Consider the following 15,254-nt stretch of genomic DNA (forward strand, 5'->3'; position numbering starts at 1 on the left):
AGGGGCGCCTCGGATTGCGGCTACGGCGGTCAGTCGGCATGCTCGGTGGTTTCTGACTTTGGTGAACCGTATGGGGACACAAGAATCCACACGGTTCGGAGGCTCACATGAAGCAGGATCCAAGCAGCGCGGTTGACCGCCAGCGCGAGATATATGTTCACGGTGCCGCGGGCCGACGCTCGCCAGTGCCGGTGGATATGGACGAACTGGAGATCGCGGCCCGAGACGTGATGGCGCCGGAGGCCTTCGCCTACATCGCCGGTGGCGCCGGCCGCGAGTCGACCATGGCGGCGAATCTGGCCGGTTTCGAGCGGCTGCAGATCGTGCCGCGAATGCTGCGGGATGTGGGCGAACGCACGATCGCTACCGAGTTTCTCGGCCACCCACGCAGCACGCCTTTGATGCTGTCACCCATTGGCGTGTTGGAGATGGCGCATCCCGAAGCCGACCTGGCCGTGGGGCGGGCCGCCGCCGCCTGCGATATTCCGTATATCTACTCCAACCAGGCCTCGGTTGCGATGGAAACGGTGGCCGAGGCGATGGGGGAGCACAGCCGCTATTTCCAGCTTTACTGGAGCAAGTCGAACGATCTGGTCGAAAGTTTTGTCCACCGCGCCGAGGCTGCTGGTTGCGAGGCGATTTTTGTCACGCTGGACACCACTTTGCTGGGCTGGCGCACCCGCGATCTCGGTCTGGCGTATCTGCCGTTTTTGCGAGGCAAGGGTATCGCCCAATACACCGCCGACCCGGTGTTCAGGCGGCTGATGCGCGAGGGCGTGAGTGACTCGGCACCACGCCCGCCGATTAGCGTCAAGGCATTGGCCACCCTGGTTGAATCGGCGATGTCGTATCCCGGCAGCACGCTATCAGCACTGGGCTCGGGCGATGCGCTCAAGGCCGTGCGCACCTTCGTCGATATCTACTCGCGGCCGACACTGACCTGGGACGATCTGGATTTTCTGCGTGGCTGCACGGATTTGCCGATCGTGCTCAAGGGTATCCAGCATGCCGACGACGCCAGACGCGCGGTGGATGCCGGCATGGACGGCATCATGGTGTCCAACCATGGTGGACGCCAGGTCGATGGCGCCATTGGCAGCATCGAGGCGCTGCCCGCCATCGCGCAGGCGGTCAACGGTCAGATCGACATCGCCTTCGACAGCGGGATTCGGGGCGGTGCGGATATCTTCAAGGCGCTGGCCCTGGGCGCTGATGTCGTCGGCATCGGTCGGCCCTACTGCTACGGCTTGGCCATCGCCGGCGAATCCGGTGTGCGCGACGTGCTGACCAACTTGCTGGCCGATTTTGAACTCACGATGGCCCTGGCCGGCATTGCCGACGCCAAGGATATTGGCCCGGAAGCGCTGCGAGCCAGATCCGACTTCGAAAATGGGGCTGCCGCTTCATGAGCGAGCGTCTCTTGCGCAGCCGCTTCGCCAGGACCCGCTTGTTCCCCAAGCAGGGTCTCTCCGCCAACGTGCAGGGGACGGATGCCGAGCGGTTCACGGCGCATGTCAATGCGGTGGCGCCGGTCGCGAAGCTGCCGGGCTACGCCCCGTTCTGCCAGCTCTGGGTGTACGAGAACTGGACGTCCACCCGGGTCATGGCGGTGCCGATTACCGAGCACAATCGTCATCTGCTCCGGTCGGCCTATGAAGCGCGTACGGCCAAGGAGCTGCCGGTGCTTACGCGCTGGTTCGAGGGTGTGGACCCGCCGCGGGCCCGCTATCTGATCGCGATTCTCTACAGCCGTGAACAGATGGCGAAAGAGGGTGATGCCATCGACGCCGACTGGGGTGTGGTGGGCTGTCTGCCCACCGCAGAGCCGGAGGAAATACCGATGGCGCCGATCACCATGCTGCGCAATGCGCTGGGTGTGGAGGAGGGTGGTTCTGGCGTGGCGCTGGATCGCGATGCCTATGCACGCAGCGTGGCGTTCTGGGATGTGCACGCCAATTGGCGGGAGTACCGACAAGCCGGTCCCGGCTGAATCGAACCGCGCCGCGACCGCAAGCGCCGTCGCTCACCTCAAATGGGGGATATGCCGGCTGATACCTGGCAGATACCGTGCGGCTTCCTAACCGTACGAGACCTTTCTCCATGCGTATTCAATTCGTTGCCCCTGTGGCGGCTGTCGCGCTGCTGTCTGCCTGTGCGAGCACGCCCCCGGCTCCACCTCCTGCGTACAACCCCGCATTGGCTGCAGAAGCGCAGGCCGCTGAATTCATCAAAGGTGGCAACACCAAGGCGCGTGGCACCACGCAGCGTGTGGCACTGACATCCTGCGTCGTCGCCTTCGGGACCAAGACCAGCGGCTTCGCACAGACCAAGGAAGGCACGTTCGCCTATGACGATCCGGACAAGACCCGGATCGAAGCCAAGGTGAGCACCATGTACCGCCTCGAAGGCGTGGATGAGGCTCGCTTGCAGACGATCACCAACCAAGTTTGTGCGCGTGCGGAGCAGCAACTCGCGGCCGCCGGACTCGATGTGATGCCGCATGCGGCGCTGGCGAGCACGCCGCAGTATCAGGCGCTGGCCGAGAAAGGCCGTGCTGCACCGGTGGATTGGTCGTTAGGGAAATCGGATTACCGGCTGTTCGTCCCCACCGGCTGGACGTTGTTCGATCAGCGCTTCGATGGCACTGGCCGCACGTTCAAGAATATTTTTGGCCAAGCCAGCCGGAGCAACCCGCAGGCGCTGGAGGCCAAACTGGTCAACGAGCTTGGTGTGGCCGGTGTGCATCTGGACATCATGATCGACTTCGCTAACGTCACCAGCAGCGATGACAATTACACCGGGTTTGTCGGGCGCAATGTGGGCCGTGACGAAGCCAGTGTGCAAACCACCGTCAAGCTCGCCTCCAGCGGCATGCTCAAGATGATCACGCCGGAGGCGGTCAACTGCCACAAGCTGGGCTGCGACACCATCATGACCGCCTGGCCAACCTATCAGTCCAAACGGCCGCTGGTGTCCTCCGAGCCGTTCTACACCGACATGCGTGATGCCCAGTCGGCGGGTAGCAAGGTGGGCGAGGGCATCGCCAATGCGATCGGTTTCCTGACGGCGATCTCTGGCGGCTCAGGTAGCAGCTACGACCGGACCGAGTGGGGCGTGGTCGCCGATGAATCGGCCTACGCCGATATCGCGACGCGTTACGCGGAACACTTCGTGGATCTGGCAGCGATTTCGCAGCGGCCGTAATTCGCGGTCCATTGCCGTCCATCGCAGAAGGCCCGATCAACGGATCGGGCCTTCTTGGTTTCCGCTATCGAGCGTGGTGCTGCGTTAAAGCGCGATCTCACCGCCATCAGTGCGGCTGATGACGACCGTCGCCGAACGTGGCCGGGTTCCGGCGCCATCGGGGAAGGTGCCGCCCGGATGCTGGATGTTGACGAACATGGTCCGGTTGTCTGGCGTCATGTCCACGCCGGTGACTTCACAGCCGACTGGCCCGACAAAGAAGCGCTTGAGCTGGGCCTGGGTGTCCGGCCGGATCAGACGATCGCCATCCAGTCCTGCCGGCACGACGGCGAGCATCTGGTCGTTGGTGTTCGAGTCCAGCGGAGCGCCATTGTCTGTCTGAATCCAGAGCACGCCGCGCTTGTCGAACCACAGGCCGTCGGGGCTGGCGAACTCGTTGTCGAGCGTCAGGCCGGAAATGTTGAATGACGGGTCGGCAGAGGCATTGGAGCCGAAGACGAAGATGTCCCAGTCGAAGGTTGTGGCGGCCGGGTTGTCGCCGGCTTCCGCCAGTCGAATGACATGCCCGTGGCTGTTGTTGGCTCGCGGGTTGGCCGGGTTTTCGTCACCCACTTCACGACGCGTATTGTTGGTGAGCGTGAGATAGATTTCGCCGGTATTTGGGTCTGTTGACGACCATTCCGGGCGATCCATCGGTGTGGCGTTGACCAGGTCTGCGGCGATGCGCGCGTAGGTCAGCACTTCGGCTTGGCTGGAGAAGCGGGCGGCTAGGGCGGGCACACTGATATCCAGTTCCACCCATTCGCCGCTGCCATCTTCAAAGAAACGGGCGACGTAGAGCGTGCCGTTGTCCAGGTACTTGTTCCCGGCGGTCAGGCCGCCATCGGCATCTGCAGGGTCCCAGTTTTCGTCGGAAACGAACTTGTAGAAGTAGTCGAAGCGGTTGTCGTCGCCCATATACCAAGCAATAGGACGATCGGCTATGACGCGACCGGGCTCTGCGCCTTCGTGCAGGATGCGCCCCATTGCCGTGCGCTTGGTGGGCGTGGAGACCGGGTTGTAAGGATCGATTTCCACCAGCCAGCCGAAGGTGTTGCTGGCATTGCGATAGTCGCTGGCGGCGGTTGCGCCAGATGGCGTCGTGTCCCAGCGTGCGAATTCGTCATTCACTTCGGACGCATCGCCAGCCAGTGCACCCCACAGATAGCCGAAGCCGGTGGCGCTCAGGCCATACCGGGCTTTTTCTTCAGGGATCGGGTCTTCGTCGGTGGTGACATAGCCCTGAAAGTTTTCTTCGGTCGCGAGATAGGTGCCCCACGGGGTGAAGCCGCGTCCGCAGTTGTTCACAGTGCCGCGTGTGGTCATGCCCGAGGTATCGAAGGCGGTGACCACGAGATCGGTGCCGGCCACTGGGCCAGACAAGTTCATGGTGGTGCCCGCCGTGATACGGCGATTGAATCCGGTGTTGGCGATGGACCACTCGCCGGAGGTGTCGCGCACCAATTCGACGACGGACACGCCGTGCGCGTTGATGTCCTTGCGCACTTCATCGGGGTCTGTCGGGTTGCCATCGGCATCGACACTGCGGCCGTCCCCAGCATACAAGGTGCTGTTGGAATACTCATGGTTCACGACCAGGAGGCCGCGATCAGAGTTCTCAGAACCGGCGGGCAAGGGATAGAACTTCATGCCGTCGTGGTTCGCGCCGATTTGCAGCGCCTGTTCGGCGGCCGTATTTGTTCCGTCCCCCGCAAAGGCTGGTGCGACGCCATTGAGCGGCGTGCCCCAGGGAATCATGACCTGCGTGGTGTAGCCGTTGGGCACGCTGACCATGTCGGCCGGTGAGCCCGGGATCGAGTCAAAGCTCAGCGTCGGTGCCGAGCTGTTGTTGTCGGAATCACTACAGGCCGAGAGTCCCGCGCCCGCGAAGATCGTGGTGGCTGCCAGGCTGAGGCCGCCGCGCAGCGTGTCCCGCCGCGTCAGGCGTGCCGCAAGAATATCCGCAAACGGCTGGGCGTTTGTGTGCGGTGTGGTCGGGTCGAGATCGTGGATGGACTGTGGGTCCGGACGAGACGAACGATTTCGCGTCATGCTGATAAGCCTCCCTGAAATGTCGGCGGACGGATGTAACCCATCCAGCCTAGGCAGGCTTTGTGACGCTCCGGTTAGCGTTTCTTTACGACTTGTTGACAGTCGGGCGGCGTCGCGTGGACGACGATGCGTTCAGGGTGAACGAAAGGTCGCCGAGCGCGTCAGGCCGCCGCCGAGGCCGGCATTGGCAGACGCAGTGACCGCCACAGATCCAGCGTGTGCTCTGCTCGGTTGAGCGTGTAGAAATGCAGGCCTGGCGCCCCCAGTTCCAGCAGCCGCTCGGATAGCTGGGTGACGACATCCAGCCCGAAGGCGCGCAGCGAATCCAGATCATCGCCATAGGCTTCCAGCCGGCGGCGAATCCAGCGTGGAATCTCGGCACCGCAACGATCGGAAAAGCGGATCAGCTGCTCGTAGTTGGTGATGGGCATCACCCCGGGCACGACGGGTTGGGTCACGCCGTGGGCCGCCAACCGATTGCACAGATCTTCATAGGCGTGGGCGTTGTAGAAATACTGTGTCATTACCGCATCGGCACCCGCTTCAATCTTGCGCAGGAGATTCTGCAAGTCGGCTTCGGGCGTCGGGGATTCCGGGTGATACTCCGGATAGGCTGCGACCTCGATATGAAACTCATCGCCGGTGGTCTCGCGGATGAAGCTCACCAGCTCGTTGGCGTAGCGGAACTCGCCCGGATCGGTCATGCCCGGCAGCAGATCGCCGCGCAGCGCGACCAGCCGCTGGATGCCGGCTTCACGGTACTGGCCCAGTAACTCCGTGATGCGCTCGCGCGTCGAACCGATGCAGGAGATGTGTGCGGCCACGGGGATTCCGGTGTCGGTTAGCGTGTCGACACAGGTTTCCAGCGTGCCGGTCTGCGTGCTGCCACCGGCACCGAAAGTCACGGAAAAGAAGGCGGGTTGAACCTCGGCCAGCTGCTTGCGCACCGTGGCCAGGCGTTCCGCGCCCTTTTCGCCCTTGGGCGGAAAAAATTCAAAGCTGAATTGCAATGCGCTCATAAAGGCTCCTGGTCGCTTTGCGCAACCATCTCGACGGATAGGAAACGGCGGGCGAGATCAGCTCGCCCGCCGAACGGTCCGAGACGCGCTTAGTACCGATACGCTTCCGGCTTGAACGGTCCTTCGACCGTCACGCCGATGTAGTCGGCCTGCTTGTCCGTCAGCTGGGTCAGGCGTGCGCCCAGCTTGCCGAGATGCAGTGCGGCAACTTTTTCGTCCAGGTGCTTGGGCAGGACGTACACATCCTTGCCGTACTGGTCACCCTTGGTGAACAGCTCGATCTGCGCCAGCGTCTGGTTGGTGAAGGAGTTCGACATCACGCAGCTCGGGTGGCCGGTGGCGCAGCCGAGGTTCACGAGCCGGCCGCGGGCCAGCAGGATGATCTTCTTGCCGTCGGGGAATTCGACATGGTCGACCTGAGGCTTGATCTCGTCGAACTTGCATTTCTTCTCCAGCCCGGCAACGTCGATCTCGTTGTCGAAGTGGCCGATGTTGCAGACGATGGCCTGGTCGTGCATGCGCTCCATGTGCTCGAAGCGGATGACGTTGTAGTTGCCCGTGGCGGTCACGAAGATGTCGACCTGTTCGATGATGCCCGCGTCTTCCAGGTTCACGATCTTGTGGCCTTCCATGCAGGCCTGCAGCGCGCAGATCGGGTCGACTTCCGTGACCCAGACCGTGCAGCCCAGGGCCTTGAGCGACTGCACCGAGCCCTTGCCGACATCGCCGTAGCCACAGACGATCGCAGTCTTGCCGGCGACCATTACATCGGTGGCGCGCTTGATGCTGTCGACCAGTGATTCACGGCAGCCATAGAGGTTGTCGAACTTCGATTTGGTGACCGAGTCGTTCACGTTGATCGCCGGGAACGGCAGCGTGCCGGCCTTGGCCATGCGGTACAGGCGCGCGACGCCGGTGGTGGTTTCTTCGGTCACGCCCTGGATGTTGGCCAGAACCTTCTTGTACCAGCCCGGCTTTTCGGCGTTGCGCTGCTTGATCGCGGCGAACAGGTAGGTTTCCTCTTCGCTTTCCGGATTGGCGATCAGCGACGGATCGTCTTCGGCGCGCGCGCCGAGGTCGATCAGCAGCGTGGCATCGCCACCGTCGTCGAGGATCATGTTCGGCGTGCCGCCATCGGCCCACTCAAAGATCTTGTGGGTGTAATTCCAGTACTCCTCCAGCGTTTCGCCCTTGTAGGCGAACACCGGCGTGCCGCCCGCTGCGATCGCGGCGGCGGCGTGGTCCTGCGTGGAGTAGATGTTGCACGAGGCCCAGCGCACATCGGCACCCAGTGCCTTGAGCGTTTCGATCAGCACGGCGGTCTGGATGGTCATGTGCAGGGAGCCGGCGATGCGGGCGCCCTTGAGTGGCTGACTGGCACCGTACTCGTCGCGCGTGGCCATCAGGCCAGGCATTTCGGTTTCGGCAATGGAGATTTCCTTGCGGCCGAAGGCGGCAAGGTTGATGTCGGCAACGTGGTAGTCCGTTGCGGTCTGGATGTTTTCTGCTGCAACACTCATGTGTGGCTCCGTGATTCGTTTCTAGGAAAAGGGGTTGAAAGCGCGGCTTAGGCCGCGGCGGCGCCGCGCAGGGCTTCCGCCTTGTCGGTGCGCTCCCAGGGCAGGTCCAGGTCTTCGCGGCCGAAGTGGCCGTAGGTGGCGGTGTCGCGGTAGATCGGCTTCACCAAGTCCATCATCGTGACGATGCCGTAGGGCCGCAGATCGAAATGCTCGCGCACCAGCTGGGTCAGCAGGTCTTCGTCGATCGTGCCGGTGCCGAAGGTTTCGACCATGACCGAGGTCGGCTCGGCAACGCCAATGGCGTAGGAGAGCTGGATCTCGCATTTGTCGGCCAGGCCTGCAGCCACGATGTTCTTGGCGACGTACCGAGCGGCGTAGGCTGCGGAGCGGTCAACCTTGGAGGGGTCCTTGCCGGAGAACGCGCCGCCACCGTGACGGGCGTAGCCGCCGTAGGTATCGACGATGATCTTGCGGCCGGTGAGGCCGGCATCACCCATGGGCCCACCGATGACGAACTTGCCGGTCGGGTTGATGTGGAACTTGGTGTCCGCGCTAATCCATTCGGCCGGCAGCACCGGCTTGATGATTTCTTCCATCACCAGTTCCTGCAGGGCTGCCTGGTCGATGTCCGGGCTGTGCTGGGTGGACAGCACCACGGCATCGATGGCCGCCGGCTTGCCGTCCACATAGCGGAACGTGACCTGCGACTTGGCATCCGGGCGCAGCGTGTTCGGGTGCTGCGCGCGGCGCACTTCCGACTGCTTGCGGATCAGGCGATGCGCGTACTCGATCGGAGCCGGCATCAGCACATCGGTCTCGTTGCAGGCGAAGCCGAACATCAGGCCCTGGTCGCCGGCGCCTTGTTCTTCCTTGGTCGCACGGTCCACGCCCTGGGCGATGTGTGCGGACTGTTTGCCGATCAGCGACATCACGGCGCAGGAGTCGCCATCGAAGCCGGTGTCGGAATGCGTGTAGCCGATGTCGTTGACCACGCCGCGGACCAGTTCATCCAGGTCGACCCAGGCGTTGGTGGTGATCTCGCCGCCGACAATCACCGCGCCGGTCTTGACCATGGTTTCGCAGGCGACGCGCGCATTCGGCGCGTTATCGCCTTCTTGGCGCAGGATCTCGTCCAGCACGGCGTCCGAGATCTGGTCGCACATTTTGTCGGGATGGCCTTCGGAGACCGACTCCGACGTGAATAGAAAGGATTTGTTCATGTGGTCACCTGAGTTGTGCAAGCGAACCCCGCGCAGCCCCGAGCCACGCAGGTGGTTGATTCTGATTGCATCGCGGATGGCCGGCATATCCGCCTATCCGGATGGGCGGATGATACTAGCGCCGGATCATGACAATTGCACGCGTCGACCCGCACAAACCGACGAATGTGCATGCCGTGAAACCCGCGCCGGCGGGTCGTGGTCGTAGAGTGTCTCTTCAGTTGTTCCAGGATGAACCGGTATGGCATTGACTCCTTCCACCATGCTGCCGATCGGTACGGTCGCCAGTGACTTTCTGCTGCCGGACACGGTGAGCGGAGACAATCTGTCCTACGAGCGCGTGGCCGGCGAGCAGGGCACCGTGATCATGTTTATCTGCAACCATTGCCCCTACGTGAAGCATGTGCGCAGCGGTTTGGTGGACGTCGCGAAGGACTACAGGGACCGAGGGATCGGCTTTGTGGCGGTCAGTTCCAACGACGCGCAAACCCATCCGGAAGACGGTCCGGAGGCCATGGCCGACATGGCGCAATCGGCCAAGCTGCCGTTTCCCTATCTATATGACGCCACCCAGGACATGGCGCGGGCATACCGAGCCGCCTGTACCCCGGATTTCTTCGTCTTCGACGCGCAGCGCCGGCTGGTCTACCGGGGTCGCCTCGACGGCGCCACGCCAGGCAATGCCGTACCCGTCACCGGCGCCGACCTGCGTGCGGCGATCGACGCCCTGTTGCTGGGCAAAGCCATACCTGACCACGAACAGCAGCCCAGTATCGGCTGCAATATCAAGTGGGCCGCCTGAAGGCGCGGGCCGGGTCGCCTCAGGACATCTTCGCAGCCAGCCGCAGCGGCAGGATGCGCAAGACGCGGCTGATCAGTGCCCAGGGCCAGCCCGGCACATAGGCGCTCGCCGGTTCGCGGTTGATGGTCTTGACCAATGCCCGGCAGCCGGTCTCCAGATCGACCCGGAACGGCGCGTTTTTGAGATCGGAGTTGATGGCGGTGAGGATGAACCCGGGGAGGATGGTCGTGACCTGGATCGGCGTGCCCAGCGTATCCATGCGGATGCCTTCGGCCAGCGTGGCAAGGCCTGCCTTGGTCGCTGCATACACCGCGGCCGGGCCCTTGAAGCCGCGGGTCGCGCTCACCGATGACATCGCGACCAAATGCCCGCTGTTCTGCGCCCTGAAGATTTCCATGGCAGCCTCGCATTGTGCGAGCGCGGCGACAAAGTTTGTCTCGGCGGTGCGTTGATTCACCGCGAATCGGCCGGTGCCAATCTCCGCGCCCAAGCCGATGCCCACGTTGACGATGATTCGGTCGAGCTGGCCAAAGTCCGTCTTGAATGCCTGGAATACCTCGAACACGGCGTCGTAGTCGCAGACGTCCAGTGAGCGGATCTCCACGCGAACGCCAGGGTGGGCCGCGGTGAGCTCGGCCTTGAGCGACTCCAGCGCTGGCATGCGCCGAGCGCAGAGGGCGAGATCGCATCCCTGGGCTGCAAACAGACGCGCCATGCCGGCGCCGAGGCCGGCGCTGGCGCCAGTAATCAGGATGGTTTTGCGCATGCGCTTGTCCAGAAAGGTTTGAGATGACCCGAGTGTGCCTGAGCCCGTCTGCCGCGTGCACGGCGGATCGGAGGCCTTAACCGGCGGTGAGGCGTTGCTTCTCGTCTGCGATGGCGTGAGTCCGGCGCCGCGCCAGCTCCTGGCCGAACTCGGGTCCGGAAAACCCGGCCTCGGCGATGGCCTGCGTGTTCACGCCGGCCGCTGCATCGTGCAACGCGAGCAGGTAGTCGGCTTGCGGGTATTCGCGACCTTCAAAACCTGTGCGGCCGCGTGAGTCGGCCTCGCAGGCCTGCACGAACTGGCGAACCCGCTCGGGCCGCCGGTAGGCATCCATGCGGCTGAACAGCCTTTGCACGGTTTCCGGGCGAAGCTCCAGCGCGCGATGGGCGTGCAGATGTTCACGGGTGACCACCCGCGCCAGCTCACGGCATGGATTCGGCACCTTCAACCGATCGCAGAGCTGTTCCACCAGCGGCACGCCGGCGGCTTCGTGGCCGCGGTGGCTGGGCAGCACATGATCGGGCGTGACGGCCTTGCCGAGGTCGTGGCAAAGCGCCGCGAAACGGACTTCCAGCGGGTGTTCCAGGCGGGCGGATTGCTGCAACACCATCATCAGGTGCACACCACAGTCGACCTCCGGGTGATGCTTGGGCGGCTGTGGCACGCCGAACAGCGCCTCGATTTCGGGAAACAGCACCGCCAGGGCGCCGCAAGCCCGCAAGGTCTCGAAATAGCGCTGCGGGGCCGGTGATAGGAGCGCGCGCCGGGTTTCCTGCCACAGGCGCTCGGCAGCCAGTGTGTCCAGCTCGCCGCTGTCGGTGATGCTGCGCATGACCGCCAGCGTTTCGTCCGCGACGTGGAACGACCAAGGCGCCAGCTCCGCCATGAATCGGGCGGCGCGCAGCACCCGCAGCGGGTCTTCGACAAAGGCCGGCGACACGTGCCGCAGGACGCGTGCTTTCAGGTCGTCGGTACCGCCATAGGGGTCGATGAGAGTGCCGTCATCGTCGCGAGCAATGGCATTGACGGTGAAATCACGGCGCTGGAGGTCTTCTTCCAGCGTGACATCGGCTGCGGCATGAAAGGCGAAGCCGTGATAGCCGCGGCCGGACTTGCGCTCGGTGCGAGCCAGCGCGTACTCCTCCTGGGTTTGCGGGTGGAGGAAGACCGGGAAGTCCTTGCCCACCGGTCGGAAGCCGTTGGCGAGCATGGTTTCCGGGTCGCTGCCGACAACGACCCAGTCGCGCTCGTGCACCGGCCGGTCCAGCAGACTGTCCCGGACGGCGCCGCCGACCAGAAACGTTCGGCTCATTCGGCGATCTCGACGTCCGCCTGGATGGCGCCCAGGCGCTGGCTCACTCGCATCGGATGTCCGGTGCGTTGCCAGTGAAAGCCGGTGGCGTGCTTCAGCACCTTTTGCACATAGTCGCGCGTGGCATTGAACGGAATGTTCTCGGCCCAGATCGCGGTTTCCACCGGGTAGGCGGGTTTCCAGCGATCCACGCGGTGGGGGCCGGCGTTATAGGCGGCCGCGGCGAGTGCGAGACTGCCGTCATAGCGGTCTAGCAATTCGGTGAGATAGCGCGTGCCCAGCCGCAGGTTGATCGTTGGCTCGTAGAGGTCCGAGGTGCCGGTGTAACGAATGGAGTCGCGCCGGGCGACTTCGCGGGCCGTGGCCGGCATGAGCTGCATCAGCCCGCGTGCCCCGGCATAGGAATAGGCATCGCGCGCGAACAGGCTCTCCGAGCGTGTAATCGCCCAGATATCTTCCGGGGTGATGCCGAACTCGGTCGCCAGCCGGATCACCTGGCCGCTCCAGGGCAGCGGATAGCGGATGTCCAGATCCGACCAGTACTTGGAGGCCGCCAGGGTGATGATCGCCTGTTCATGCCAGCCCCAGCTTTGAGCCACCTGGGCAGCCTGCATCAGGTCCGACCGCTCCAGATTCTTGGTGACGGCCTTCCACTCCGTGCGGGCTTCGCGGGGGCGGTCGATCAGATACCACTCGCGGGCGCGCTGGGTGCCCGCCAGCGAGCGGAAGTTGTCCTGCGCTTCGGTGCTCACCGGCGCACGCACATGATTCATGGCATAGGGCAGATCGAGTTCATCCGCTGCGAGATACCCGTAATAGGAGCGCTCCTTGGCCAGCTCGCCAAAACGTTGGCGAGCCTTGGCCGGGCGGTGGGTCGCGGCTTCGGCGCGCGCCAGCCAATAGCGCCATGCCTCTTCATTGCGCTGGTCCTCGGGCATCTCGAGAATCCACGCATGGACCTGCTCCCAGTCCTGGAAGTACAGCGCGCTGCGGACGCGCCATTCGCGGGCCGATGGGCCGAGCATGTATCCGGGCACCGAGCGGAACATCGGAATCGCCCGTGCATCACGGTCATAGGCCAAGCCCATGGCGATGTCGCGGCGGGCGCGCAGCAACAGGGGCTTGCGATCGCCGAAGACTTCGGTGAACGGGATTAGCGCTTCCCAGGCGCGCTCGGAATCAAAGCGTGACAGGCGATTAAAGGCTTCGCCGGCGATCGGTTCGAAGGCTTCGGGCAACTCGCCCGCATCCACGATGGACTCGAGATAGCGAGCCGAGCCTTGGCGCATGATCAGCCAGGCCTGGGCGTAATCCTGGGCCGGATCATTGTCGGGTAGCTGGCGCAGCAGGTAGCGCACCAGTTTCGGCTGGCCGGCCTCCATCGCGAGCTGCATGCGCTGGCGCACCAGTTCGTCGGTGAGCTGGCCCTGGTCTTCCAGCCATTCGAAGACCGGATCGCAGGCGTCGGGTTGGCTTTTGCCCACCAGGTACTGCGCCTGGGCATCGGCCAGAACATCGGCCTTGGGTTCGAGCCGCGTCCGCGCGTCCAGGTACTGACACTGCAGCGAGCCGCGAGTGGTCGGTTCGTAGTATTGGTGCAGTCGCGCCCACTCGCCGCGCTTGGGCAGACTGGCGAGCCAGTCGTTGCGGAAATCATCGGCCAGCGGCAACTGCGCATGCTTGTCCAGCCAATCGATGATGGCGACATCAGTTTCGTCGCCTGGCGCCTTCCAGATCTGGCGCCGAAGTAGCTTGGATTCGAGATAGGGATAGAGCGGGTGATCGGCGAGCTCAGTCGGAATCTGCTCCCGATCGCCACTTTCGATGGCGTCCAGCGCGGTGGCGAAGGCCTGCCGCTGTGCATCGCTGACCGCGTAGGCCGAACCCGGAAGCACGATTGCGGTGGCGGCAGCCAGACCCATCGCGCCGATGCGTCGAAAATGCCGTCTTGTCCACGGAAATGCCATATGCCTTCGCTTGCCGGGTGCCGGTGCGGGCCGGATACTCGCGGCAGGTTAACGGAGCGTGAATGTTGCTCGGCATTCTACTGATCTATCTGGTCATGGGTAGTTGTGCGGGGGTCCTGGCGGGCCTGCTGGGCATCGGCGGCGGTGCGGTGCTCGTGCCGGGCCTGCTTGCCGTGTTTGCTCTGCAGGGTGTCGAAGCGCCGGCAATGGTGCATCAGGCCATCGCGACCTCGCTGGCTTGCGTGGTGTTCACCGCGCTGTCGTCGATTCGCGCCCATCACCGACGTGGTTCGGTGGATTGGCGCCTCGTCGCGCGGCTGGCGCCCGGCCTGCTGACCGGGTCGCTGCTAGGCGCTGTGGTCGCGGATCAAATCAATGGCCTGGTGCTGCAGCGCATCTTTGGGGCGGCCGCTCTGCTGATTGGTTTGCGCATGGTGTTTCAGCGTGGCGCAGACGGGGGGCGGTTGAATCTGCCCGGCCGTGTTGGCCTCACGGTCACCGGTACGGGTATTGGCGGCTTGTCGGCCTTGATCGGTATCGGCGGCGGGTCGCTGACGGTGCCTTGGTTATCAGCCTGCCGGGTGCCGATGGTGCGTGCGGTCGGCACATCGGCGGCTTGCGGCCTGCCCATTGCACTGGCGGGCGTTGCAGGTTTTGTGCTCACCGGCTGGCACGAGCCAGGCCGCATGCCGCATAGCATCGGCTATGTCCTATGGCCCGCGGTGATCGGCATCACGGTCGCCAGCATGCTCGCGGCCCCCGCCGGCGCGCGCCTGGCGCATTGGCTGCCGGCGCGGCAACTCAAGCGCGGGTTTGGTGTTCTGTTGTGTGTGATCGGGCTTCGGCTTGCGTTTGCCGCTTAGCGGGGCGGGGTGAACATCCGGCGCCGCCCCGATCGACGGTCCAGCGCGACACCGCTATAGTCAACGCGTAATCAGGGAGAACCTTTGATGGGGCGTTCGAGTTCCAAATTGCTGCCGACCACTTCTCGCCTCGTCGCGGCGCTCATGGCGGGTCCGTTATTGATCGGTTGTACGACCACCGACGGCTGGGGCACCGATGTGGCTGAGTGGAGCGACGCCGAGCCCGGTTATCCGACTTACCTGACCTCCAGCGAGTACGACGATCGTTGGCGGTCGAGCGATGGTGTACCCCCGCCGCCCATTCACAGCCCGGCCAGTACCATGCAGTCGCTGGAGAGCCGTGCGTTTCCGAACGAGCCGGTGACCCGCGCGCCGGCGTTTGAGGAACAAAGCTACGCCCGGCAGCAGGAACAGCTAACCGCGCAGCGCCTGGCCGAACTCGGCGCGCTGCGCGCCCGCGAAGCCCGTCGCGAGGCGTGTGTCGACCGCC

General features: G+C 64.0%; 13 protein-coding genes. 6 read left to right on the plus strand and 7 right to left on the minus strand.

Annotated features, from left to right (window positions below; genetic code table 11):
- The first annotated feature begins 107 nt into the window (after positions 1 to 107).
- From ACE1EY_RS01310 to ACE1EY_RS01320, 3 genes are all read left to right on the plus strand, one after another.
- Positions 108 to 1,409: an alpha-hydroxy-acid oxidizing protein gene (locus ACE1EY_RS01310; RefSeq protein WP_370299259.1), complete on the plus strand. Its 1,302-nt coding sequence runs from the start codon at positions 108 to 110 to the stop codon at positions 1,407 to 1,409.
- Entirely contained in the window at positions 1,406 to 1,990 is a 585-nt protein-coding gene (locus ACE1EY_RS01315) for a DUF3228 family protein (RefSeq protein ID WP_370299260.1), read from the plus strand. Before ACE1EY_RS01310 ends, ACE1EY_RS01315 begins: the two co-directional genes overlap by 4 nt.
- A 110-nt stretch (positions 1,991 to 2,100) precedes the next feature.
- Positions 2,101 to 3,204, plus strand: a complete 1,104-nt coding sequence (locus tag ACE1EY_RS01320) for a hypothetical protein (protein WP_370299261.1) — start codon at positions 2,101 to 2,103, stop codon at positions 3,202 to 3,204.
- An 84-nt stretch (positions 3,205 to 3,288) separates the two neighbouring features.
- On the opposite strand, the gene ACE1EY_RS01325 is transcribed toward ACE1EY_RS01320, so the two are convergent.
- The 4 genes from ACE1EY_RS01325 to metK all read right to left on the minus strand — a co-directional run bounded on the left by ACE1EY_RS01325 (position 3,289) and on the right by metK (position 9,054).
- Entirely contained in the window at positions 3,289 to 5,295 is a 2,007-nt protein-coding gene (locus tag ACE1EY_RS01325) for a PhoX family phosphatase (protein ID WP_370299262.1), read from the minus strand.
- 161 nt (positions 5,296 to 5,456) lie between these two features.
- Positions 5,457 to 6,314, minus strand: a complete 858-nt coding sequence (gene metF / locus ACE1EY_RS01330) for a methylenetetrahydrofolate reductase [NAD(P)H] (protein WP_370299263.1) — start codon at positions 6,312 to 6,314, stop codon at positions 5,457 to 5,459.
- Positions 6,315 to 6,403: 89 nt separating this feature from the next.
- Positions 6,404 to 7,834 (minus strand): adenosylhomocysteinase, encoded by a 1,431-nt coding sequence (gene ahcY, locus ACE1EY_RS01335; protein WP_370299264.1) that lies wholly within the window; start codon positions 7,832 to 7,834, stop codon positions 6,404 to 6,406.
- A 47-nt stretch (positions 7,835 to 7,881) separates the two neighbouring features.
- Positions 7,882 to 9,054: a methionine adenosyltransferase gene (gene metK, locus ACE1EY_RS01340; RefSeq protein WP_370299265.1), complete on the minus strand. Its 1,173-nt coding sequence runs from the start codon at positions 9,052 to 9,054 to the stop codon at positions 7,882 to 7,884.
- A 241-nt stretch (positions 9,055 to 9,295) separates the two neighbouring features.
- On the opposite strand from metK, the gene ACE1EY_RS01345 reads away from it, so the two are divergent.
- Positions 9,296 to 9,856: a thioredoxin family protein gene (locus ACE1EY_RS01345; protein ID WP_291514659.1), complete on the plus strand. Its 561-nt coding sequence runs from the start codon at positions 9,296 to 9,298 to the stop codon at positions 9,854 to 9,856.
- Between the two features lie 19 nt (positions 9,857 to 9,875).
- Here ACE1EY_RS01345 and ACE1EY_RS01350 read toward each other — a convergent pair whose 3' ends face one another.
- The 3 genes from ACE1EY_RS01350 to ACE1EY_RS01360 all read right to left on the minus strand — a co-directional run bounded on the left by ACE1EY_RS01350 (position 9,876) and on the right by ACE1EY_RS01360 (position 13,901).
- The gene (locus ACE1EY_RS01350; protein ID WP_370299266.1) at positions 9,876 to 10,622 is read right to left on the minus strand and encodes an SDR family oxidoreductase; all 747 of its coding nucleotides are present in this window, start codon (positions 10,620 to 10,622) and stop codon (positions 9,876 to 9,878) included.
- A gap of 76 nt (positions 10,623 to 10,698) precedes the next feature.
- The gene (locus ACE1EY_RS01355; RefSeq protein WP_370299267.1) at positions 10,699 to 11,934 is read right to left on the minus strand and encodes a multifunctional CCA addition/repair protein; all 1,236 of its coding nucleotides are present in this window, start codon (positions 11,932 to 11,934) and stop codon (positions 10,699 to 10,701) included.
- Positions 11,931 to 13,901 carry a transglycosylase SLT domain-containing protein gene (locus ACE1EY_RS01360; protein WP_370299268.1) on the minus strand — a complete coding sequence of 657 codons (1,971 nt, stop codon included), beginning with the start codon at positions 13,899 to 13,901 and terminating at the stop codon, positions 11,931 to 11,933. The genes ACE1EY_RS01355 and ACE1EY_RS01360 overlap by 4 nt, the downstream gene beginning before the upstream one ends.
- 62 nt (positions 13,902 to 13,963) lie before the next feature.
- Here ACE1EY_RS01360 and ACE1EY_RS01365 point away from each other — a divergent pair, with 62 nt between their 5' ends.
- Positions 13,964 to 14,764, plus strand: a complete 801-nt coding sequence (locus ACE1EY_RS01365) for a sulfite exporter TauE/SafE family protein (RefSeq protein ID WP_370299269.1) — start codon at positions 13,964 to 13,966, stop codon at positions 14,762 to 14,764.
- A gap of 87 nt (positions 14,765 to 14,851) precedes the next feature.
- A partial coding sequence (locus ACE1EY_RS01370; RefSeq protein WP_370299271.1) for a hypothetical protein occupies positions 14,852 to 15,254 on the plus strand: 403 nt, incomplete at its 3' end.

This window comes from Abyssibacter sp., from assembly GCF_964229365.1.
Taxonomy (GTDB): Bacteria; Pseudomonadota; Gammaproteobacteria; order Nevskiales; family OUC007; genus Abyssibacter.